Raw genomic sequence first — 21,965 nt, 5'->3', positions numbered from 1 at the left:
GACGGGGGTAAAGCGTCAATGGTCGAGGTGGGGCGCTGAACAGGCCGCCCGGCAAGGAAAGCGGACGGCCTGCGTGGTACGTTTAGCGCGGGGTGTCTCGATTGAGACGGGCGTAGGCTTGCTCGTGCGCCCCCTGGCGGCGCGCGTAGAACATCAGGATGCTCAGGCTGATGATGAAGGTGAGCGCCAGCTTGACCGACTCTGCGCCACTCAGTGCGATAAAACAGAACAAGCAGCCCAGGGTGGCGGCCGTCAGGCTCAAGAGGTGATGCAGTGAGGCCCCCTCCAGGCGGATCAGCGCCACGCAGGAGTAAAAGTAGGGCAGCATGGTTAACAATACGGCGATGCCGATCAGATTACCGAAGATATCGGAGGTCTTGGCACCACTACTGGCCAAGAAGGTCATCAGCGCCATCAGCGCGGTCATTTTCAGCGCCGACAGGATGATCCCCTTGCGCGGCACCCCGTTGGCATCGACCTCACCATAGATCTTGGGGAAGTTACCGTCGCGCGCGGCGCGCACCCCGGCTTGGCCGACTAACATCATCCACGAGCCTAATGCCGCCAGGCAGGCGAAGGCGGTGAAGGCGGACACCACCGGCGCGGCCCAGCCGCCGAGGATCATGGCGGCACTGGCGGCGAAGGGGGCACCGGTCGCCGCCATGGTCGCGGCGGGGAACATGCCACTCATCACCTGGGTTGCCAGGATGTAGACTAGCCCCGCCAATGCCGTCCCCAGCATGGTGGCCAGCGGCACGGTACGTTGCGCATTCTTCACCAGTCCTGAGCTTACTGCGGCGCTCTCGACGCCGACAAACGCCCACAGGCAGATCAAGATACTGTGCAGTACGGCATCACCGCTACTGCTGTGGGTGGTGTTCCAGTTGGCGTGATACAGCGCAGGATCGAACCAGTGCCAACCGGCGATGGCGGTACCGACGACCGGGAGCAGCACCAGGATCAATCCCAAGGTGGTCAGGCGGCTGACCCAGCTCCCGCCCATCAGGTTGATGAAGGCCATGATCCAGATGATGACGATGCTGGCGATGCCGGCGGGGATCGGGTGATTGAGCATGGGAAAGAAGACCGACAGGTAGGCTACCCCCGCCAGGCAGTCGGCCAGGTTGCCGATCCAGTTGGCGTGATAGTAGAGCACCGCCGTTTGGAAGCCGAAGGCTGGGCCGAGGCGGCCGGCATAGGCGATGGGACCGCCAACCTGCGGATCGCGTGTTGTCAAACGTGCAAAAACAAAGGCCAACGACATGGCGCCGACCAAGGCAATTAACCAACCAAAGAGTGCAATGGAACCAATTTTGGCGAGGTTTGCCGGTAACAGCGCGATGCCGCTGCCCATCATGTTACCGGCGACGATACCCGTGCAGGCGAAAAGCCCAATTTTTTTTGAAGACGCCATGTTAGCCCCGTAAATACTGACGTGGTGACCGTGCTCCTTCACGGTGCGCGCCGCTGCTATTAATCAAGTCCTGGACGTAATTATAGGTTAATTTGTGACTCGAATCACAGCCACTGGTATGGTTAATGTATTACTTAATTGTCTTTTTTCTCGCCTTTTTGCGTCTTTCCTGACGTGGTAAGCGGTTTTGAGCGGGGTCATTGCACGGGAGGGGCGCGCAGTGGGTGCTGGTGTTTGGCCGAGCCAAAACCGAGGAGAATGCGTCAATGGGGGGAGAAATGCCCCACTCTGAGAGGGGAATGGGAAAAATATTTTTATGCTCAGCGTGCAGCGGGCACTATCGGGCTATTCGGCCGACGTTAGTCAACTTAACGCTGTCTATTGATGTTGACGTGTGTTGGCGAATCATACGGTCGCCAACACGCAGGGATCAGTGTTTGGTACGGTCGCGCAGGATCAGTTGGCTGGCGAGGACCAGCAGCAGCGACAGCGCCAACAGGATCGTGGCTAAGGCGTTGACCTCTGGCGAGACACCGACCTTAACCATCGAGTAGATCTTCAACGGCAGGATCTCATAGCTCGGCCCGGTGACGAAGGAGGAGACGACCACATCGTCCATCGACAGGGTAAAGCTGAGTAACCAGCCGGCAGCCACCGCCGGCATGGCCAGCGGTAACAGGATCTTGCGCAGGATAACCAACTCGCTGGCACCGAGGTCGCGCGCCGCTTCCAACATCCGCACGTCGAATCCTTTCAGGCGCGAGAAAACGGTGACCACCACGAAGGGCAGGCAGAAAGTGATATGGGAGAACAGCAGTGACCAGAAGCCGAGCGAGACCCCCAACAGCATAAATAGGACCAGTAGAGAGATCGCCATCACAATATCCGGCGACATCATTACTACGAACAGCATGCCGCCAACGAAAGGCTTGCCCCGAAAGTGGTAGCGGAATAGCGCCACCGCCGTCAGTGAACCGATCAGGGTGGCAAAGGTGGCGGAGAGCACGGCCATGGTGATCGAGTGGCCCGCCGCCTGGAGCAGGCTGTCGTTATTCATCAGCGTGCTGTACCAGTCGAAGGTAAAGTGCTTCCAGTTGATGCCAAAACGCGAGCTGTTAAAGGAGTTGGCGATCAAAATAATGATAGGGATATATAAGTAAGCGTAGACGAGGGTCATGAACCCTCCGCGCATCAGGCGACCGAACATGGCTGTGCCTCCTGGGCGTGGCGGCATACGCCTCCGTGGTACTTATGCAGCATGGACAATTTGATTATCTTCTCCCAACCATTTGACATATCGTCAAATAAAACAAATGGATATCATCGTCTATTCCGTCGCTTCCCTGCGGCAGTGATGGCGCCGCGTGCGACGCCATCAGTCACCCAAATCACTGGCCTTGCGATTGAGTAGTTTACCGACGCGGTAGTAGATCAGCAGCATCACGCCCATCACCAGCGTCAGACAGATGCTGGTGGCCGCGCCAAACGGCCAGTCACGGATATTGAGGAACTGGCTCTTAATGACGTTACCGATCAATAGGTTCTTGGCACCGCCCAAGAGGTCGGCGATATAGAACAGCCCCAGCGATGGCAACATCACCAGCAGACAACCGGCGACAATCCCCGGCATGGTCAACGGTACGATGATACGCAGGAAGGTGTGCAGCTTGTTGGCGCCGAGATCGCGGGCCGCCTCTAACACCGAGCGATCCAGCTTTTCGATGCTCGAATAGAGCGGCATCACCATGAAGGGGAGCAGGATGTACACCAGGCCGAGCACCACGGCCGTCGAGGTATACATCAGGCGTAACGGTTGATCGATGAGGCCGATCCATAACAGAAACTCGTTGAGGTAACCGCGTGTACTGAGGAACAGCTTCAGCCCGTAGATGCGGATCAGCGAGTTGGTCCAGAAGGGGACGATCAGCAGAAACAGCAGCAACGGACGTACTCGATGCGGTAGACGCGCCAAGATAAAGGCGAACGGGTAGCCGATCACCAGGCAACTCAGGGTCGCCATCAACGCCATGTTAAGCGAATGCAGTAACACCTCGGCATACAGCGGATCGAATAATCGCTGGTAGTTATCCCAGGTGAATACCATGCGCACCAGATTGGCATCGTCACGGGTCAGGAAGCTGGTGGCGATGATCATCAGGTTAGGCAGGAAGACGAACAGCGACAGCCAGCCCACTACCATGGTGATCACCACATTCTGGAAAAGCTTACGCGATCTCTTCATCGGGCAGCACCACCTCCCAGCTCTCGACCCAGGTCACCGCCATCTTCTGATTGAGCGAGTGGTCCACATCCGGATCGTCTTCGTTGAAAAACTCGCTGACCATCACCATCTTGCCATTTTCTAGCTCGACGCTGGACTCCAGGGTCATCCCCTTGTAGTTACGTTCGCGCACGTAGCCGACGATGCCATCGACCTGCTCGCTGTCGCTGATCTCCTCGACGCGCAGATCTTCCGGGCGCAGCAGCACCTTCAGGCGATCCCCCGCGACGACATGCATCTCGGGATTGACATAGATGTCGCACTCGCGCCCTTCGACGTTGGCGCGGACGCGCTGCTCGTCGATACGATGCAATACGCTGGCATCAAAGATGTTGATTTCACCGATAAAGCTGGCGACAAACAGATTTTTCGGCTCCTCATAAATCTCACGCGGGGTGCCGTCTTGCTCGATACGACCATCGCGCATCACCACGATGCGGTCCGACATCGTGAGCGCCTCTTCCTGATCGTGGGTGACGAAGATAAAGGTGATGCCCAGTTTGCGTTGTAGCGCCTTCAGCTCATTCTGCATCTGTTTACGCAGTTTGTAGTCCAGCGCCGACAGCGACTCATCCAGCAACAGAACGCGTGGTTTGTTGACGACCGCACGGGCGATGGCGACGCGCTGTTGCTGACCACCGGAGAGTTGGTGGGGACGGCGCTGCGCCATCTCATCCAACTGCACCATGCGCAGGGCATCCATGACACGCGGCGTGATCTCATCGCGCGGTGTCTTCTGCATGCGCAGACCGAACGCCACGTTTTCGAATACCGTCATGTGCGGGAAGAGCGCATAACTCTGGAAGACGGTATTGACGTGGCGCTGCTCGGCGGGCAGATGGGTGATCTCTTCACCATCCAGCACCACCTGGCCGCTGTCGACCTCCTCGAGACCCGCGATCAGACGCAGTACCGTGGTCTTGCCACAGCCTGAGGGGCCAAGGATAGTCAGAAATTCACCATGATTGATGGTGAGATCGAGATCGTTGATGATCGCTTTGCCATCAAACGATTTACGGATTTGGGTCAGGCATACGACCGGAAGCGTTTGCGAGTCTACAGAGGAAGTCTCAGTCATTTATTTAGTTACTCTATCCCGAGAGATGTTGCAGATAGAACCGCCGCTGAAAAAGACTGCGTGAGCCGCGGAGTTATCCCGCGCTCGAAACCAGCGGCGTCAATCAAATTTTTAGAGCGCGCATGATAGACCCTGCGGAGAATAATTGAAAGCTAGCGCGGGCAGAATTCGCCAATTTCCTCTCGAAATCCCAGCAGTTGGCTGAGGCTCACCGACAAATTCGGCGCCAAGAGGCAAGGTGCGCATGCGGCGCACATCGGCTGGCGGTGAGAGAATGGCGCGCGGGATCTCCAGCAACGGGCACTCAACGGAGAGGGAGAGCCATCCTACGTTCACCGATCTGACCGAGGCGTTGGCGGGAAGGGCCGTGGCGACGAAGATCCGGCGGAGAGTGGGGCTCCTTAACTGACGGACTCATCGTGGGATGAGGGCGTTTAGCGTGCTCGCCGTTTGTGGTGTGTCTCCCGAGCGGCCTGAGCGAATGGCCGCACATCCCGTCAAAACGGCTAAAGAGTGAGTGATGCGGCAGCAGGTAGGCGAGGTCGCGAGGAGTCATTTCGTGTCAATCCCCTGTCCGATCAGGTTTTTTCGCTGGTAGACAAAAGCAAATATCATTCAAAATGACCTGACGCAATATTCGGCCGAGAGCGGCTCCGCATAATGGGGCGACAAGAATGGGGAAAATAGCAAATGAATAACTTACTTGATCGTTTTCTTAACTATGTCTCTTTTGACACACAGTCCAAGCCGGGTGTACGCCAGGTGCCGAGCACCGAGGGCCAACTGAAACTGGCTCGCGTCCTACAGAGCGAGTTGACGGCGTTGGGGTTGGAGCAGGTGACACTGAGCGAACATGGTTGCGTGATGGCGACGCTGCCGGCTAACGTCGATTGGCCGGTACCGACCATCGGTTTCATCTCCCATATGGATACCGCGCCCGATGCCAGCGGGAAGAATGTGAATCCGCAGATTGTGGAGAATTATCGTGGTGGCGACATCGCCCTCGGTGTCGGTGATGAGATCCTGTCGCCGGTGATGTTCCCGGTGTTGCACCAACTGCTGGGGCAGACGCTGATCACCACCGATGGGAAGACGCTGCTGGGCGCCGATGATAAGTCGGGGATCGCCGAGATCATGACCGCGTTGGCTCGCCTCAAGCAAAGCGATGTGCCGCATGGGGAGATCCGTGTCGCCTTCACGCCAGACGAAGAGGTGGGCAAGGGGGCGCAACACTTCGATGTCGCGGCCTTCGACGCCGAGTGGGCCTATACCGTCGATGGCGGCGGCGTCGGGGAGTTGGAGTGTGAAAACTTCAACGCCGCCTCGGTGTCGATCAAGATCAATGGCAACAATGTGCATCCCGGCAGCGCCAAGGGGGTGATGGTCAACGCCTTGGGGCTGGCCAACCGGATTCATGCGTTGCTGCCGGCGGCGGAAGTCCCCGAGTTGACCGAGGGCTACGAAGGGTTCTACCACCTGGTTTCGATGAAGGGCAGCGTTGAGAAGGCCGAGATGCACTACATCGTGCGTGACTTCAGCCGCGAAGGGTTCGAGGCGCGTAAGAAGCGCATCATGGACATCGCCAAGCAGGTTGGCCAGGGGCTACATCCGGAGTGCTATATCGAGGTGACGCTGGACGATACCTACTACAACATGCGCGATGAGGTCGCGAAGCACCCGCATATCGTCGCGCTGGCGCGCCAGGCGATGCGCGATCTGGATATCGAGCCGATCGAGCGCCCGATCCGTGGCGGCACCGATGGGGCCCAGCTCTCCTTCCGCGGGCTGCCTTGTCCGAACCTGTTTACCGGCGGCTATAACTTCCACGGTAAGCATGAGTTCATTACCCTAGAGGGAATGGAGAAGGCGGTGGCGGTGATCATGCGTATCGCCGAGCTGACCGCCGAGCGTGCACGTAACGCGTAAAGATAAATGGCCGCGCGGCGTGGCGAGGGAGTGATACGCCGCGCGGGACAGTCAAGCTAAGGCCCGTATCGTTAACGTGCGGGGCGGAAGAGCTCGGCCAGGTGCGCATGATAGCGCGCCAGGTTATGCTCGACGTCCGGGCGTTTGATCACATCGGTGCACAGGAAGGTCGGCAGTGGGCGCATGCCAAGGAACTGGTTGGCCTTATGGAAATGGAGATAGACACCATCGATGCCTTGTCCTTGGAAGAACTGTGCCGGATCGTCGAAGGCCTCTTGGGGCGCATTCCAGGTCAGTGACAGCATATACTGTTTGTCCTGTAGTAGGCCGCCGGAGCCATACTTCTTGCTGGCATCGGAGCGCGTGCGGCCATCGTTGGTGTACAGGCGGCCATGACCGGCGGTAAACACGTCATCCAGGTATTTCTTAACGATCCACGGCTCACCCATCCACCATCCCGGCATTTGATAAATAATGCAGTCTGCCCATAGGATATTCTCGACCTCTTGTTCGATTTGGTAGCCCTGATCGATGGTGGTGGCGCGCAACTCATGCCCCCATTCGCTCAACAGATCGTGGGCGCAATCGTGCAGGGTGGTGTTCAGCAGGCCGTTGGAGTGGCCAAATTTTTTCATGCCGTTAAGCAGTAGAATGCGACTCATAAGAGACTCCGATATTCCCGATATGCGGTTAAATTTACCTGCCGATGAAATTATCACTATGATTATTACATTGGAACCATTGCGCTGGAGGTAAGGCACTAAAAGGGTCGTGGCGGTGACGTGTCCCCGGGTTTTTCCATGCGCTAACGAGCGCGTAGATGCGTTAGATTTCACTAGGAAGGCACCGTAAAAAAGCATAGCACCGTGCCGTGTTTCCATTCTGTGGCGCAGATCCGCCGTCAGTGCAAAATCGTGCTCTGTAATCGCCTTGATCGACATAGGTAGCCTGTGATCGGGAACAAGTTATATCGCCCGCGAACTCGTGACATCTTTTTGTTAAAATAGTAATTATATCAATGTATTGATTAATGTAATGACCAGGGTAACACCATGCGCTACCAGAGATTATGGTCATAAACGGGCGAGGCATGGCGCAATATCGTGCCGAGAGAAAATTTTCTCTGCCAAGGCATTCAGGGGGAGGAGGAAAGAGGCACCCTTTTCTCATCTGTCGTGCTAGGTTGGTGCGGATAGAAAAATAAAACGAGGGGTCGCGATGGGCCTCCATCGCCGTGCCGTTACAGCAGAATGAAAAGCTAGTATATGGCCAATTAGCCGACAGGGAGTCAGTCAATGAAGGAGAATACCATGGCGAGTGCTCGGGCGCTCGCCGCCGGGATGGATAACGCGCAATGGCGCGCCGCCACCCGTTTCGATAGTACGGATATTGCTTGGATCACCATGAGCATCGGGATGGCCATCGGCGCGGGCATTGTGTTTCTGCCCGTGCAGGTTGGCTTGATGGGGTTGTGGGTCTTTCTGCTTTCGGCGGTGATTGGATATCCGGCGATGTATTTGTTCCAACGCCTGTTTATCAATACGCTGGCCGAGTCGGCGGAGTGTAACGACTATCCCGGGGTGATCAGTGGTTATTTGGGGAAGAACTGGGGAATAACGTTAGGTATCCTCTATTTTATCATGTTGATCATCTGGGTATTCGTCTATACCTTGGCGATCACCAACGATAGCGCCTCCTACTTACACACCTTTGAGGTGACGACCTCGCTACTGTCGCAGAACCCACTGTATGGCCTGGGGTTGATCTGCCTCTTGGTGTTCATCGCCGCGGTAAGCGAGCGTCTGTTGTTCAGCCTTTCCGGGGGAATGGCGATCACCGTGCTGCTGGCGGTGACGATGCTGGGTATCCTGATGGTGCCGCACTGGGATGTCGCCAACATTGGCCCACTGCCGCCGACGGGCGAGCTGATCAAGAATGCCATCATCACGCTACCCTTTACCCTGACCTCGATTCTGTTTATTCAATCGCTCAGCCCGATGGTGATCGCCTACCGAGCCAAGAATGTCAGTATCGCCGTTGCCCGCTATAAGTCGCAGCGGGCGATGACCGTGGCCTTCGTGATCCTGTTCGTCATCGTCTTCTTTTACGCGCTGTCGTTTTCGCTGGGCATGTCGCATGAGAGCGCCGTCCAGGCGAGCCAACAGAATATCTCATCGCTGGCCATTACCGCGCAGTATATTCCCGGCGCCTGGGTGACGGTGGTCGGGATCGTGATTAACTTGTTCGCCGTGGTGACCTCGTTTTTCGGGGTGTTTCTTGGTTTTCGTGAGGCGTGTATGGGGTTGGTGATCAATGCGTTACAACGTTTTCGGCCGGGAGAGACCTTGGATCAACGACTGATCCGTCGTTGCGTGACCATCGCCATCATCTTCATGGCGTGGGGGGCGCAGGTCACCAATCTGCCGATCCTCAGCTTCACCTCGGTCTGTAGTCCGATCTTCGGCCTGGTCGGTTGCCTGATCCCCGCGTGGTTGGTGTACCGCGTGCCGGCGTTGCATCGCCTGAAGACGCCGACCCTGTGGCTGGTGATCATTACCGGGATCTTGCTGTGTATCTCGCCGTTGTTGGCCTTTTCCTAAGCGATTTCATGGGGAGACATACCCGCGGGCGGCCGGAAGACGGCCCGCGGGTTGGGGTGACAGGCGAACGCGTCGTGCGTTAGGCGCTGAACGGGCGAGCGATCAGGCTGCGCGTGTCGAGGCGCACCTCGCTGAGGGTCACCGGCACGGTGTCACCCTGGCGGAAGACGACTTCGCCTTTCACCTGGATGGTGCCGCTCTCTTGGCTACATACCAGCTCGTCGCGTACCGCATGGATGAAGGAGGCGGGGACGAAGGCGACCGCACCGTTATCCAGCAGACGTACTCGCATGCCGCCGCGTGAGATGTCGATGATCTCCGCGTTGAACGGCGTCGGGGCGTTCACCTTGTCCTTCAGGAAGCGGGCGTACAACCAATCGCCGACGTCGCGTTCCGCCATGCGGTTTTGGCGACGGCGCTCGGCCAGTTGCAGGGTCATGGCCGCATCCGGACGTGAGGTCGGCTGGTCGGCGATCAGCGCCTTCAACAGACGATGGTTGACCATATCGCCATACTTACGGATCGGCGAGGTCCAGGTGGCATAGGCCTCCAGGCCCAGGCCGAAGTGCGGTCCCGGCTCGGTGCTGATCTCGGCGAAGGTCTGGAAGCGACGAATACGGCTGTCGAGGAAGGTACTCGGCAGCGAATCCAGGTGGCGACGCAGGGTGCAGAAGCCCTCCAGCGTCAGCAGCGCCTCGGCGTTGGCGGCGACGTCGTTGGCGGCCAGCAGCGAGACGGCCTGCTCGACCAGCGCTGGATCGAAACCGGTATGGGTGTTGTAGATCCCGAAGCCGAGACGCTCACGCAGCACCAGCGCCGCGCAGACGTTGGCGGTGATCATGCACTCTTCGACGATGCGGTTAGCGACGCGGCGTGGTTCGGCGACGATGTCGCGCACGTCGCCGTTATCATCGAGAATGAAACGGTAGTCGGGGCGATCGCGGAACACCAGTGCATGCTGCTGGCGCCAGGCGGTACGGGCGTTGGCGACGCGGTGCAGCAGGCGGATCTGCTCGGCGATGGCCGCATCGTTCGGCTGCCAGTCGCCGCAGCCTTCCAGCCAGTCGGAGACCTGGTCATAAACCAACTTGGCCTTGGATTCGATCCAGCCGCTAAAGAAGCGGATATCGTCGCGCAGGCTACCATCGGCGTCGATGGTGACTTCGCAGGCCAGCACCGGACGGCGTTGACCGGCACGCAGCGAACACAAGTCATCCGAGAGGTCACGCGGCAGCATCGGAATGTTGAAGCCCGGCAGGTAGGTGGTGAAGGCACGCTGGCGCGCCTCGGCATCCAACGGGCAATCGGCGCTGACATAGGCGGTCGGATCGGCGATGGCGATGGTGAGTTTCAGGCTACCGTCGGCATTGTCCGCGACATACAGCGCATCGTCCATATCTTCGGTGCTGGCGCTGTCGATGGTGACGAAGGGCAGGGCAGAGAGATCCTCCCGCACCAGTCCCTCATCCAACATCTCGCCAGCCTGCCATTGTGGCGCCTGACGTGCCAGATCGTGACGCGCCAGGGTCACCCACCAGGGGGCAAAATGGTCGTCGCCATCGGTGATGAAGGTGGTGATCTCGGCGAAGAAGCCGCGATCGCCCTTCAGCGGGTGGCGGCGCATCTCGGCCAAGACCCAGTCACCCTGTTGGAAGGCGCGATCCAGTCCACGTGCCGGACGGCAGCCGATGCTGTCCTTCAGCAGCGGATGATCGGGGATGATGGACAGGCGATCATCGTTGGCCTTCTTCTGAATACGGCCGACGAAGCGGGTCAGGAACGGCTCGATCAGCTCCTCCGGCTCGGCGATTTCACGTTCCTTATCAATCTGGACGGCGGCGCGAACGCGGTCACCGTGCATTACCTTCTTCATCTGCGGCGGCGGAATGAAATAGCTTTTCTGCGCGTCAACCTCGAGAAAGCCAAAGCCTTTGTCGGTCCCCTTGACCACGCCTTCTACGCGGGGGGTTTGCGAGTGAAGTTGCTGTTTTAGCTGGGCAAGCAGCGGATTGTCCTGAAACATAATGTGAAATAGTGATTCCGGCTGATAAATGATCGTGGCGACCAAAAAAGTGGTTGCCATTGTTACGCAAAGTGCCCCGCCGGGGCAAGCGTGGCAGGCGGGGGGCGGCATAATTCCCCCCCGCCGCGCTCGGGGTTAGCGGAAGGGCGGCTCGTTAAAGGTGCGTAGCTTACGTGAGTGCATGCGATCACCCTCGGCCCGCAGCAGATCCAGGGCATAGATGCCGATCTGGAGATGTTCGGAGATGGCCCCTTGGTAGAAGCGGTTGGCCTGTGCGGGCAGCTTGATCTCACCGTGTAGCGGCTTGTCCGAGACGCACAACAGGGTGCCGTACGGGACGCGGAATCGGTAGCCCTGAGCGGCGATGGTGGCGCTCTCCATGTCGACCGCCACCGCTCGGCTGAGATTGAAGCGGCGAGCAGAGGCGCTGTAACGCAACTCCCAGTTACGATCGTCGGTGGTGACGACCGTACCCGTGCGTAGCCGCTGTTTGACCTGTTCACCGGGCATGCCGCTGATCTGCTTGGTGGCGTCATACAGCGCCCGTTGCACCTCGGCGATGCTGGGAATGGGAATATCCGGTGGCAGCACGGCATCCAACACATGGTCGTCGCGCAGGTAGGCGTGAGCCAGGACGTAGTCGCCGATGATCTGGCTCTGACGCAGCCCGCCGCAGTGGCCGATCATCAGCCAGGCATGGGGACGCAACACCGCCAGATGATCGCAGATGGTCTTGGCGTTGGCCGGCCCGACGCCGATGTTGACCAGCGTGATGCCGCTTCCATCTTCACGCATCAGATGGTAAGCCGGCATCTGGTGATTTTTCCATGCCAGATCGGAGACCAACGGGTCGCTGTCGACATTGTCGGCATCGATGTAGATCCCCCCGGCGCCAGAGAGCGCGCAATAGCCGCTGTTGGGGGAGGCGATCTGCCGGCAGGCCCAACGCACGAACTCATCGACATAGCGACTGTAGTTGGTAAAGAGGATATAGGGTTGCACATGCTCCGGCGGCGTGCCGGTATAGTGACGCAGACGCGCCAGGGAGAAGTCGGTGCGCAGGGCGTCAAAGTGGGACAGCGGCGCATCCTGCTGTCCGAGGAGGGCGCCGTCGGCGGTTTCGTCTCCGATGTGAGCGAGATTGGGGATGGGGAAGTGGCGCGCCAGGGCCGCACTCATCATCCGGTCAAGGGCCAGTTCGGCGCCATCGATCACATAGGGATAGGGGATCTCCTGCTGCGAGGGATGGACCTCGATACGGGCGCCATATTCGCGCACCAGCAGGGTCAGTTGTTCCAGCAGATAACCCCGGAATAACTCCGGCCGGGTGACGGTGGTGACATAGTGGCCGGGATGGTTAAAGCGGCCGTAGGCGCGGGTGCGTTCGGCCGGTTGCCCCTCACCGTCCCAACTGACGTGCAGTGCCGGGTAGACGAAGCCGCCGGCGGCCCGCGCCGCGTCATCGGGGATCTCGCCGCGCTCGATAAAGGCGGCGATGGCTTCGCGTAGGGCGCGGACGGCGCCATCGTAGTATGCGCTCAGGCGATTGATCGCCTGCTCGGGGGTTAGGGATGTCGTGTGATGGACGGAACTCATGGCCTCTCCCGCTAAGCTGACGTGGTACGTTGGGATAAAATAGCTGCAACTCTTGCAAGCCTAGCCGAGAGCGGCGGCGGGGAAAAGGGGGACGCCCCGGACTTTTTCGCTGCCAGCAACACATCAGAGCACCCAATTGGGGTAGAATGCGCTATCTTATGCCCTGATTTCATCCATAAAACGGATAACAGACACCTATGATTATCAAACCTAAGGTTCGCGGTTTTATCTGCACCACTACCCATCCGGTTGGCTGCGAGGCCAACGTTCGTCGTCAGATCGCCTATACCCAAGCGAAGGGTCCGATCGAGAACGGTCCGAAGAAAGTGCTGGTGATCGGCGCCTCTACCGGTTATGGCTTGGCATCACGCATCTCCGCAGCCTTCGGCGCTGGCGCCGCCACCATCGGTGTGTTCTTCGAGAAGCCGGGTACGGAAACTAAGCCGGGCAGCGCGGGGTGGTATAATGCCGCCGCCTTCGACAAGGCCGCCAAAGAAGCGGGCCTGTATGCCAAGAGCATCAACGGCGATGCGTTCTCCAATGCGTGTCGCCAGCAGGTGATCGATCTGATCAAACAGGATCTGGGTCAGGTGGATCTGGTGGTCTATTCACTGGCATCGCCGGTGCGTAAGATGCCGGAGAGTGGGGAAGTGGTACGCTCCGCGCTGAAGCCGATCGGTGAGGTGTATACCACCACCGCCATCGACACCAACAAAGATCAGATCATCACCGCCAGCGTCGAGCCGGCCACAGAGGAAGAGATCCAGAACACCATCACCGTGATGGGCGGGCAGGATTGGGAGCTGTGGATGGCCGCGTTGCGTGATGCGGGTGTGTTGGCGGAGGGGGCTAAATCCGTCGCCTACTCTTACATCGGTACCGACCTGACCTGGCCGATCTACTGGCACGGCACCCTGGGTCGCGCTAAAGAGGATCTGGATCGCGCTGCCGCTGGCATTCGTGGCGACCTCGCCGCACACGGCGGTACGGCACACGTCGCGGTGCTCAAATCGGTGGTCACGCAGGCTTCCAGCGCCATTCCGGTGATGCCGCTGTACATCTCCATGTCCTTCAAGATCATGAAGGAGAAAGGCATCCACGAAGGGTGTATGGAGCAGGTCGATCGTATGATGCGTACTCGCCTGTACGGCAGTGACTTGGCGTTGGATGATCAGGCGCGTATCCGTATGGATGACTGGGAACTGCGTGATGACGTGCAGCAGGCCTGCCGCGATCTGTGGCCATCCATCACCAGCGAGAATCTCTATCAATTGACCGACTATGCCGGTTATAAAGAAGAGTTCCTGCGTCTGTTCGGGTTCGGCCTGGATGGCGTGGATTATGATGCGGACGTGAATCCCGACGTGCAGTTCGATGTCATCTCGCTGTAACGCCTTCATTAGGCATTAATTACCATAGGGGGAATAATATATTCCCCCTTTTAAATACCCTCGATAAATACCTGTCTGATTTTTTCCCGCCACATCATCGAATGATTGTGTTTCGCCGCCGCTTATTTATAGTGATTTCGCGCTTCAGGTAACGTCACTTTGCGCGAGTGGCTCTTGTTTCTGTTTAGCCTGTCATCTTATTTCCTTTCATCGTCAGCGCGCAGAGCCCTATCGTGTGCTGGGGGGATGTGCCGTTTTCTCAGGGGAGGGTTATGCCATTACGCGCCACGTTGCCCTATTTCGCCATCTTCATCTTGGCCGGTTGCGGCACCTACTGGGGCCGCGTGCCCTATACACCACCGCCACCCTCGGCCAAAAATGTGGCCTATGTGCGTCTGATCGGTAATCCGCCCGGTTTTACCATCAGTCAATATGGGAATAAGCCCGGCGCAGTCGACGATACCAGTCTGCTTATTCTACGGCCGACTCATGATCTGGGATTTAATAAGGTCAGTGGGGTGAGTGAGCGATATCGAGAGACCTATTACGAGACGCTGATCTATGCCGATACGCCGACGCGGGTCGGTTTTCGATATGTCTATGGTTGCAGCGACTTCGGTTACACCTTCGTTCCGTAGCGGGGGGAGACCTATGAGTTTCGTCTGTCGCTCAGCGACAAGAGTGGTTACTGCGTATTGTATGCCAATCAGGTGGTCTATGACGCGCAGAACGATCTCTATATTGAGCGCGCGTTATCACCCTATCAGGGCTATCACTATGCCAAGTAGCGGCAGACATGGCATGCGTAGCGTCATGTTGGCGAGCGCGCTATTGTTACTGAGTGGGTGCCTGGGACATATTGACCGCACGCAACAACAGCGCGTGCAGCAATTCTCCGCCCAACAGCTCGGCGAGCGCCTGGTGCCGGGTAAGACGCATAAGCGCGAGGTGCTGCTGTTGCTCGGCCCGCCATCGTTTCCACACGACTATAACGCCGGCGACCTGTGGTACTACCATTCGAAGAGCGTCGGTAAGGCGCTCTATCTGATCGTGCCGCGTGACTATAACCGCGAGGTGACGCTGACCCTAACCTTTAATCCCGATAAGACACTGCGCAGCTGGCATTACGATGCGCAATGAGGCGCGTCCCTCGGCTCATCCTGCTATGGGCTTAGCAGCTCACCTCTAATGTCTGTGCGGCGGCGGCCTCGACGGTGTAGACGATCAGGCTCTGTTTCAGATCCAGATAGACCGCGTAGTCACGCGTGGTGGTGTAGAGGCTGATCAGGATCTGGATCCCATCCTTGGTGATGTTATGCATATGGACGAAGGTCTCCAGCTGCGTGTTGACTCGCGTATCCTGGCTGATCTTGTCGCGCAATGCCGCCAGTAGCGTCGTCACCTGATCGGCATCGAAGGTTTTGATGATCGCCGCCAACTCAACCCGGCGATAGTCGCTGCGTCCGGGGTTCTCGATCATGATAGAGGAGAACACCGAGTTAGGGATATACAGCGGCTTCTGATCGAAGGTGACGATCTTGGTGGTCCGTAAGCCGATTTCGGCGACCACCCCCTCGGTGTTTTTCTCGGGAAGGCGGATCCAGTCGCCGACGTTAAACGGTCGGTCGAAGTAGAGCATCACGCCGGAGAGCAGGTTGCCCAGGATATTGCGGCTGGCGATACCGATGGCCACGCCACCGACCCCCCCGAAGGTCAGCAGCCCGGACATATTCAGGCCGAGCTGCTCGCCGAAGAGGGTGGCGAGCAGGAAGAGGGTGATGATGTTGATCGCCCGGATCACCACCAGCGTCTTCGAGCGATTGATACCATTCTTGATCTGGCGATCGGCGACGATGTTGATCGCCGAGGAGATGGCCTTAAACAGCACGAAGATGATCAGTACCGTCTGGCAGAAGGAGATGTACTTGATCCATTGCCAGAAGCCGACGATCAGCAGGTATTTCTTGACGCCTTCACACAGCAGCAGCACCAACAGCAACCAGAGTAGGGTCTGCGCCACTTGGAGCAGGGCGGTGCCGCGATTCCCTCGGCACTTGCGTAGGCCATACACCAAGCCACTAAGGAGTAACAAGACGGCGGCCAGGATGATATGAGCATGCAACTTTTCGACTAACAACGTCACGACAGGATACCTCTAATGGAACAATCGGCGCCTTAGGCGGCGCTCGCGCTTTAGCTTTACTTCCGCTTGCGGGGGCGAGTTAAAAGCCCCCGCCATCGCGCCGCCAGGCATCGGCGGTCAATGCCTCGCCGAAGTGGCTGGTGATCAGACGCTTCGTCAGATCGTGCAGCGGGGCGGCGAGGACTTCGGCGGTGCTGCCGCGCTCGACCACCTCACCGGCTTGCATCACCAAGACCTGATCGCTGATATGTTTCATCATGCCCAGGTGCTGGGTGACGTAGATATAGGCGATGCCATGTTTCTGTTGTAACTCCAGCATCAGGTTGATGATCTGCGAACGCATCGACATGTCGAGCGAGGCTAGCGCCTCATCGGCGACGATGACCTTGGGTTGCAGGATCAGCGCACGCGCCAAGGCGATGCGTTGCAACTGACCGGCCGCCAGCATATGCGGATAGTAGTAGGCGTGATCGTTACGCAGCCCCACTTGACGTAGGGTCTGGTTGATCCGTGCCTCGCGTGCCGGCGCATCCAGATCGGTATTGAGGCGGAGCGGCACATCCAGGATTTGGCCGATACGCTGACGCGGGTTCAGCGAGGTGGCGGGGTCTTGAAAGATCATGCGAATACATTGACTACGGTAGCGGTAATCGCCGTAGTTTAACGGATGATCATCGATCAGCATGGTGCCACCACTCGGCTCGATCATCCCGGCGATCATCTTGGCCAGGGTGGACTTGCCGGAGCCGTTCTCCCCGATGATGGCCAGCGTTTGCCCTTCGCGCAGGGTGAAGCTGAGCGGTTTGACCGCCTCGACCAGCTGACGCCGGAACCAACCGGTACGATAACGGAAAGTCTTTTCCAGGTTATGCACCTCTAATAGCGTCTTCATCATTACGCCTCCTCCGTGTTGAGCGGGAAGTGACAGGCGAATTGATGCCCCTTCACCGTGCGCAGGGTGGGGGTTTCGATGCACTTCTTCTGGGCGTAGGGACAGCGTGGCCCCAGACGACAGCCGATCGGCAAGTGTTCCAGCGAGGGGATGGCACCGGGCAGCGTATTCAGGCGGCTCTTGGGCGGCAGCGCACGGCCAAAGTCGGGCATCGCCCGGATCAGCGCCTGGGTGTAGGGATGGTGCGGCGCGCTGAGGATCTCCTCGCAGCTCGCGCTCTCTACCGTCTGACCGCAATACATCACGTTGATGCGATCGGCCCACTTGCTCATCATCTGTAGATCGTGGCTGATCAGCAGAATGGTGGTGTTGTTATTCTGATTCATGCGCGCCAACAGGCGGAAGATCTGCGCCTGAGTGGTCGGCTCCATGGCATTGGTCGGCTCATCGGCGATCAGCAGGCGTGGCTGGTTGGCCAGGGCGATGGCGATCATCACCTTCTGGCACTCTCCCTCGGTCAGTTCATAGGGCAGGCTGCGCATGGCGTCCCGGTGATCCTTAATCCCGACGCGGTGCAACAGTTCGATGGCGCGTCGGCGGCGCCAGCGTAAGCGTTGCCACCAACGCCCTTTAAAGGTCCAGCCGGGAATCGCCTGGATCAGTTGGCGGCCGATGCGCGCCGAGGGGTCGAGACAGGATTGTGGCTCCTGGAAGATCATCGACACGTTATGGCCGACCAGCTTACGCCGTTGACGTGGCGTCAGGCGCAGTAGATCGATATCGTCGAAGCGCATACGATCGGCGGTGACTTTCCAGTTATCCTTGGTAATCCCGCAGATCGCCTTGGCGATCAGGCTTTTGCCAGAGCCGGACTCACCGACCAGTCCGCGGATTTCCCCTTCGCTCAGGGTCAGACTGACCCGATCGACGGCCTTGACCGCCCCCTCGGGTGTCATGAACTCAATCGTCAGGTTGCGGATATCGAGTAACGGCATTATTTCACCCCGGCATTGATGGCGCGACGCAAGCCGTCGCCCAGCAGGTTAACTAACAGCACGCTGAGCATGATGGCGCCCCCCGGCAACATCACGGTCCAGGGCGCCACATACAACAACTCCAGCGCATCGCCCAGCATGGCGCCCCATTCCGGCGAGGGCAACTGGGCGCCGAGGTCGAGAAAGCCGAGGGCGGCGATATCGATGATCGCCATGGAGAGGGCGCGCGTAAACTCCGACACCAGCACCCCGGCGATGTTCGGCATCACGGCGTCCCAGAGGATGAACCAGGTCGAGGCGCCGTCGAGTCGCGCCGCCACAACATACTCTTTCTCTAGCTCCTCATGCACCGCGCTATAGACGGCGCGCACGATACGCGGCAGCAGCGCCAGCCATACCGCCAACATGGCGTGCTCCAGGCGTGGGCCGAGGAAGGCCACCACGATGATCGCCAACAGCAATGACGGAATCGCCAACAGGGTGTCGAGGATATGGTTGAGGATCGCCGAGCGTAGGCCGTGTGTAATACCGGCCAGTACCCCGATAGCCACCCCGCATAGGCTGGCGGCGATGGTCACCACCAGCGCCGAACCGAAGGTTGGCGCCGCACCGCACAGCAGACGGCTGAGCAGATCGCGCCCGAGGTCGTCCGTACCGAGGAAGAACGAGACGTTGCCATAACGCGACCAGGAGGGAGGCAACAACTGATAACCGAGAAATTGTTGATCCAGGCCGTAGGGAGCCAACAGGCGACCGAAGGCACACAGCAGCAATAGGGCGATAACGCCATACAGGCCAACCATGGCCAGCGAGTCGGCGTGAAAGTGGTACCAGGTCTGGCGCAGCGGGCTGGGGACCTTCTTTTCGCGATAGACGTTATCGAACTGCATACCATTCCTTATGTTTCAGCGGGCTGGTCATGGCGCCAATGATATCGCACAGCACGTTGACCACCAGGACCAACGAGCCGATCACCATCACCCCGGCCGAGATGGCGGCGAAATCTTGCTGGCGAATGGCGGCGATCAGCCAGCGCCCCAATCCCGGCCAGTTAAACACCACCTCGGTGATCATCGCCAGGGTCAACATGGTGGAGAATTGCAGCCCCAATTGCGGGATGATCGGCGGCAGGGCGTTATGCAGCACGTGGCGGCGGATAATGGTCAGGCGTGACAGGCCCCGGGTAGCCGCCGCCTTGATATAGTTTTGCCCCACGACGTTGTCGGTGCTGATGCGAATCAGGCGGATCACCTCGGTCATCGGCACTAATGCCAATACGCTGACCGGCAGCACCAGATGACGCAGGACGCTTAACAGCATCTGCTGACGATAAGGTGAGTCTGAGAGCCAGGCATCCAGTAGGGCGAAGCCGGTGATATTGGGGACGGGGTATAGCAAGTCGTAGCGCCCGGAGACCGGTAGCCAGCCGAGATGCAGGGCGAAGAACAGCATCATCAGTAACGCCAGCCAGAACACCGGCATGGAGTAGCCGAGCAGGGCCAGGGTGGTAATGGCGCCGTCGGGCCAGCGTCCGCGCATCATGCCGGCGGCGATGCCCATGGGGATACCGCAGAACAGCGCCAGCAGGAAACCGAGGATACACAGCTCCAGGGTGGCGGGAACCACTTCGCGCAACTGACTGACGATGGCCTGGCCGTTGATGCTGGAGACGCCGAAGTCGCCCTCCAATAGGCTATGGAGATAGAAGCGGTAGGCGTCGCTGAGCGAGGCGCCAGAGAGCGGCGCATGCGGCGTGAAGTAAAGCAGGCTGAAACCGACCAGGGTCAGGAAAAACAGAGTGACCAGCAGCAGCAACAGGCGCCGTAACGTAAAGATAATCATGGCGTCTCCTTGGCCGAGACCGCCAGCGCCGGTCGCGTCAGCGGCGGGGTCGGAGCCGGTGCCGCCTCACGGTATACCCCGGCGAAGGAGGCATTACCGAACGGGCTGAGCACCAGTCCCTTGATATCGTAGCGATAGGCTTGCAGACGGAGCGAAGAGGCCAAGGGCAGGATCGGGAGTTGCTGCTCCAGGATCTTCTGTGCCGCCTGATAGTCATCGATGCGTTGGGCGAGCTGCTGCGCCTGCAACGCGCGGTGCAACAAGGCATCAAACGCCGGATCGCACCAGTGCGCCAGGTTAGTCTGTGACTGAATGGCCGCGCAGCTTAACAGGGGGCGGAAGAAACTGTCGGGATCATTACTGTCCGTCGCCCAACCGGTGAGGGTCATGTCGTGACTCATGTCGCTCAGGCGTGCTTCTTGAAAGCGCCCCTCCACCGGGATGATGCTCACCTTGATCCCAACCTGGGCCAGATCGGCCTGGATCAGTTCAGCGGTCTTCAGCGGGCTGGGGTTATAGGCCTGCGAGGCGGTCGGTACCCATAGCTGTAGGCGGAGGTTGCTGATCCCGGCGGCCTTGAGCATCGCTCGCGCCTTCTCGGGATCATAATCGGTGACGCGAGCATCGTTATCATAGGCCCAGGAGGCGCGCGGCAGCAGGGAGGCGGCGGTCTCCGCCGTCCCGTAATAGATGGATTGCATCAAGCGCTGATTATTGATCGAGTAGGCGATGGCGCGCCGCACGTTTTCGTTATTCAGCGGCGGTTTACGGGTGTTGAAGGCCAGGTAGGCCACGTTCATGCCTGGACGCAGCGTCAAGCGCAGACGCGGGTCGTTGCGTAAGATCCCCAACTGGCTGGCGGCGGGGTAGGCGAGGACATCACATTCGCCGGTCAATAGCTTGGAGATCCGCCCGGTACCGCCGGCACCCAGATCGATCACCACCTGTTTCATGCGGGGCGTGCCTTTCCAGTAGGTGGGATTACGCAGTAGGCGAATGAATTGCCCGGCGCGATACTCGCCGCGTATGAAAGGGCCGGTACCGACGGGCAGGCGATCGATCTGCGCCTGCTGGCCGCGTTGCGTCAACTGGTCGGCGTATTGTGCCGACAGGATCGGCGCGTAGTGGGTCGCCAGATGCCAAAGGAAGGAGGCGTCGGGCTGCTTCAGGCGGATTTCGACCGTGTAGTTGTCCAGCTTGCGCATGCTCTGTACCGCATTACTGAACTGGAGACTGTCGAAATAGGGATAGTGGCCGCCATTGACGTCGTGGTAAGGATGTTGGGCATCGAACATGCGTTCGAAGCTAAACAGTACGTCATCGGCATTCATGTTGCGTGTCGGCGTGAACCAGGGTGTTTTCTGGAACGGGACATCACGCCGCAGATGCAGAATATAGGTGGCACCGCCGTCGAGCACTTCCCAACTCTGCGCCAGCTCCGGGATCAGGCGATAAGTATAGGGATCGACGTCCAACAGCCGGTCATACAGCTGGGCGGCGAGGGTATCGACCGTCACGCCACTACTCACTAACTGTGGGTTAAACGTACTCACGATACCGTTAACGCAATAGATGAACCCGCTCTGGCGGATATCCGACACAGCGGGTTGCGGGGCGGCCGTCTTCTCGGTCGCCATGGCCGCTGCCGACAGACACAGCAGCGGGATCAGCAAGTTTTTCCAAGCACGCATAATGGCTTCAACAGGTTATGGGCTGTGTTCTAGGCCGGCGACGCGCGAACCGTCGACGCAGAGCGCCGCGTCGCCGTTGACCGTCACGCCGGA

The 21,965-nt window shown here is 58.9% G+C and carries 18 protein-coding genes; 5 read left to right on the top strand and 13 right to left on the bottom strand.

Features of this window, described 5'->3' with window-relative positions:
* Positions 1-82: 82 nt before the first annotated feature.
* The 4 genes from cadB to potA all read right to left on the bottom strand — a co-directional run bounded on the left by cadB (position 83) and on the right by potA (position 4,773).
* Positions 83-1,414: a cadaverine/lysine antiporter gene (gene cadB / locus ACEQFP_RS05005; protein ID WP_005293439.1), complete on the bottom strand. Its 1,332-nt coding sequence runs from the start codon at positions 1,412-1,414 to the stop codon at positions 83-85.
* Positions 1,415-1,844: 430 nt separating this feature from the next.
* The gene (gene potC / locus ACEQFP_RS05000; RefSeq protein ID WP_005285484.1) at positions 1,845-2,621 is read right to left on the bottom strand and encodes a spermidine/putrescine ABC transporter permease PotC; all 777 of its coding nucleotides are present in this window, start codon (positions 2,619-2,621) and stop codon (positions 1,845-1,847) included.
* A 168-nt stretch (positions 2,622-2,789) separates the two neighbouring features.
* Entirely contained in the window at positions 2,790-3,656 is an 867-nt protein-coding gene (gene potB / locus ACEQFP_RS04995; protein WP_005285485.1) for a spermidine/putrescine ABC transporter permease PotB, read from the bottom strand.
* The gene (gene potA, locus ACEQFP_RS04990; protein ID WP_005285486.1) at positions 3,640-4,773 is read right to left on the bottom strand and encodes a spermidine/putrescine ABC transporter ATP-binding protein PotA; all 1,134 of its coding nucleotides are present in this window, start codon (positions 4,771-4,773) and stop codon (positions 3,640-3,642) included. The genes potB and potA overlap by 17 nt, the downstream gene beginning before the upstream one ends.
* 690 nt (positions 4,774-5,463) lie before the next feature.
* On the opposite strand from potA, the gene pepT reads away from it, so the two are divergent.
* Positions 5,464-6,699: a peptidase T gene (gene pepT, locus ACEQFP_RS04985; RefSeq protein ID WP_005285491.1), complete on the top strand. Its 1,236-nt coding sequence runs from the start codon at positions 5,464-5,466 to the stop codon at positions 6,697-6,699.
* Between the two features lie 71 nt (positions 6,700-6,770).
* Here the strand turns inward: pepT and ACEQFP_RS04980 are convergent, their stop codons facing one another.
* A complete protein-coding gene (locus ACEQFP_RS04980) occupies positions 6,771-7,361 on the bottom strand; it encodes an NAD(P)H-dependent oxidoreductase (RefSeq protein WP_035606754.1) in 591 nt (196 codons plus the stop codon).
* 633 nt (positions 7,362-7,994) lie between these two features.
* On the opposite strand from ACEQFP_RS04980, the gene ACEQFP_RS04975 reads away from it, so the two are divergent.
* Complete coding sequence (locus tag ACEQFP_RS04975; RefSeq protein WP_005293448.1) at positions 7,995-9,299, top strand: amino acid permease; 1,305 nt, start codon at positions 7,995-7,997, stop codon at positions 9,297-9,299.
* A 79-nt stretch (positions 9,300-9,378) separates the two neighbouring features.
* Here ACEQFP_RS04975 and ACEQFP_RS04970 read toward each other — a convergent pair whose 3' ends face one another.
* Both ACEQFP_RS04970 and ACEQFP_RS04965 read right to left on the bottom strand, forming a co-directional pair.
* Positions 9,379-11,322, bottom strand: a complete 1,944-nt coding sequence (locus tag ACEQFP_RS04970; RefSeq protein ID WP_005293451.1) for an exoribonuclease II — start codon at positions 11,320-11,322, stop codon at positions 9,379-9,381.
* Between the two features lie 135 nt (positions 11,323-11,457).
* A complete protein-coding gene (locus tag ACEQFP_RS04965) occupies positions 11,458-12,918 on the bottom strand; it encodes an AMP nucleosidase (protein WP_035598584.1) in 1,461 nt (486 codons plus the stop codon).
* A gap of 197 nt (positions 12,919-13,115) precedes the next feature.
* Between ACEQFP_RS04965 and fabV the strand changes: the two genes are divergently transcribed.
* The 3 genes from fabV to ACEQFP_RS04950 all read left to right on the top strand — a co-directional run bounded on the left by fabV (position 13,116) and on the right by ACEQFP_RS04950 (position 15,449).
* Positions 13,116-14,309 carry an enoyl-ACP reductase FabV gene (gene fabV / locus ACEQFP_RS04960; protein WP_005285502.1) on the top strand — a complete coding sequence of 398 codons (1,194 nt, stop codon included), beginning with the start codon at positions 13,116-13,118 and terminating at the stop codon, positions 14,307-14,309.
* Positions 14,310-14,581: 272 nt separating this feature from the next.
* Positions 14,582-14,947, top strand: a complete 366-nt coding sequence (locus tag ACEQFP_RS04955) for a hypothetical protein (RefSeq protein ID WP_370546779.1) — start codon at positions 14,582-14,584, stop codon at positions 14,945-14,947.
* A 163-nt stretch (positions 14,948-15,110) separates the two neighbouring features.
* Positions 15,111-15,449: an outer membrane protein assembly factor BamE gene (locus ACEQFP_RS04950; RefSeq protein ID WP_005285504.1), complete on the top strand. Its 339-nt coding sequence runs from the start codon at positions 15,111-15,113 to the stop codon at positions 15,447-15,449.
* A gap of 31 nt (positions 15,450-15,480) precedes the next feature.
* Here the strand turns inward: ACEQFP_RS04950 and ACEQFP_RS04945 are convergent, their stop codons facing one another.
* The 6 genes from ACEQFP_RS04945 to sapA all read right to left on the bottom strand — a co-directional run bounded on the left by ACEQFP_RS04945 (position 15,481) and on the right by sapA (position 21,872).
* Positions 15,481-16,452 (bottom strand): mechanosensitive ion channel family protein, encoded by a 972-nt coding sequence (locus ACEQFP_RS04945; RefSeq protein WP_005293456.1) that lies wholly within the window; start codon positions 16,450-16,452, stop codon positions 15,481-15,483.
* A gap of 79 nt (positions 16,453-16,531) precedes the next feature.
* Positions 16,532-17,347, bottom strand: a complete 816-nt coding sequence (gene sapF / locus ACEQFP_RS04940) for a putrescine export ABC transporter ATP-binding protein SapF (protein WP_005285511.1) — start codon at positions 17,345-17,347, stop codon at positions 16,532-16,534.
* Positions 17,347-18,339: a putrescine export ABC transporter ATP-binding protein SapD gene (gene sapD / locus ACEQFP_RS04935; RefSeq protein ID WP_005285514.1), complete on the bottom strand. Its 993-nt coding sequence runs from the start codon at positions 18,337-18,339 to the stop codon at positions 17,347-17,349. Before sapD ends, sapF begins: the two co-directional genes overlap by 1 nt.
* Complete coding sequence (sapC, locus tag ACEQFP_RS04930; RefSeq protein WP_005293460.1) at positions 18,339-19,229, bottom strand: putrescine export ABC transporter permease SapC; 891 nt, start codon at positions 19,227-19,229, stop codon at positions 18,339-18,341. The genes sapD and sapC overlap by 1 nt, the downstream gene beginning before the upstream one ends.
* On the bottom strand, positions 19,216-20,181 hold the full coding sequence (gene sapB, locus ACEQFP_RS04925) for a putrescine export ABC transporter permease SapB (protein WP_005285520.1): 966 nt from the start codon (positions 20,179-20,181) through the stop codon (positions 19,216-19,218). The genes sapC and sapB overlap by 14 nt, the downstream gene beginning before the upstream one ends.
* A complete protein-coding gene (gene sapA / locus ACEQFP_RS04920; protein ID WP_370546778.1) occupies positions 20,178-21,872 on the bottom strand; it encodes an ABC transporter substrate-binding protein SapA in 1,695 nt (564 codons plus the stop codon). The genes sapB and sapA overlap by 4 nt, the downstream gene beginning before the upstream one ends.
* Between the last annotated feature and the right edge of the window lie 93 nt (positions 21,873-21,965).

The organism is Edwardsiella sp. A.80236 (genome assembly GCF_044540725.1).
GTDB classification, from domain to species: Bacteria; Pseudomonadota; Gammaproteobacteria; order Enterobacterales; family Enterobacteriaceae; genus Edwardsiella; species Edwardsiella tarda.
This window is presented reverse-complemented; position numbering and strand designations above follow the sequence as displayed.

Excerpts from the sequence above, each read along its gene's own strand:
- ACEQFP_RS04975 (WP_005293448.1), top strand. The coding sequence starts at position 7,995 with ATGAAGGAGAATACCATGGCGAGTGCTCGGGCGCTCGCCGCCGGGATG.
- sapC (WP_005293460.1), bottom strand. The coding sequence starts at position 19,229 with ATGCAGTTCGATAACGTCTATCGCGAAAAGAAGGTCCCCAGCCCGCTG.
- ACEQFP_RS04980 (WP_035606754.1), bottom strand. The coding sequence starts at position 7,361 with ATGAGTCGCATTCTACTGCTTAACGGCATGAAAAAATTTGGCCACTCC.
- sapF (WP_005285511.1), bottom strand. The coding sequence starts at position 17,347 with ATGATGAAGACGCTATTAGAGGTGCATAACCTGGAAAAGACTTTCCGT.
- pepT (WP_005285491.1), top strand. The coding sequence starts at position 5,464 with ATGAATAACTTACTTGATCGTTTTCTTAACTATGTCTCTTTTGACACA.
- sapD (WP_005285514.1), bottom strand. The coding sequence starts at position 18,339 with ATGCCGTTACTCGATATCCGCAACCTGACGATTGAGTTCATGACACCC.
- ACEQFP_RS04950 (WP_005285504.1), top strand. The coding sequence starts at position 15,111 with ATGCGTAGCGTCATGTTGGCGAGCGCGCTATTGTTACTGAGTGGGTGC.
- fabV (WP_005285502.1), top strand. The coding sequence starts at position 13,116 with ATGATTATCAAACCTAAGGTTCGCGGTTTTATCTGCACCACTACCCAT.
- cadB (WP_005293439.1), bottom strand. The coding sequence starts at position 1,414 with ATGGCGTCTTCAAAAAAAATTGGGCTTTTCGCCTGCACGGGTATCGTC.
- sapA (WP_370546778.1), bottom strand. The coding sequence starts at position 21,872 with ATGCGTGCTTGGAAAAACTTGCTGATCCCGCTGCTGTGTCTGTCGGCA.
- potC (WP_005285484.1), bottom strand. The coding sequence starts at position 2,621 with ATGTTCGGTCGCCTGATGCGCGGAGGGTTCATGACCCTCGTCTACGCT.
- potB (WP_005285485.1), bottom strand. The coding sequence starts at position 3,656 with ATGAAGAGATCGCGTAAGCTTTTCCAGAATGTGGTGATCACCATGGTA.
- ACEQFP_RS04955 (WP_370546779.1), top strand. The coding sequence starts at position 14,582 with ATGCCATTACGCGCCACGTTGCCCTATTTCGCCATCTTCATCTTGGCC.
- potA (WP_005285486.1), bottom strand. The coding sequence starts at position 4,773 with ATGACTGAGACTTCCTCTGTAGACTCGCAAACGCTTCCGGTCGTATGC.
- sapB (WP_005285520.1), bottom strand. The coding sequence starts at position 20,181 with ATGATTATCTTTACGTTACGGCGCCTGTTGCTGCTGCTGGTCACTCTG.
- ACEQFP_RS04970 (WP_005293451.1), bottom strand. The coding sequence starts at position 11,322 with ATGTTTCAGGACAATCCGCTGCTTGCCCAGCTAAAACAGCAACTTCAC.
- ACEQFP_RS04965 (WP_035598584.1), bottom strand. The coding sequence starts at position 12,918 with ATGAGTTCCGTCCATCACACGACATCCCTAACCCCCGAGCAGGCGATC.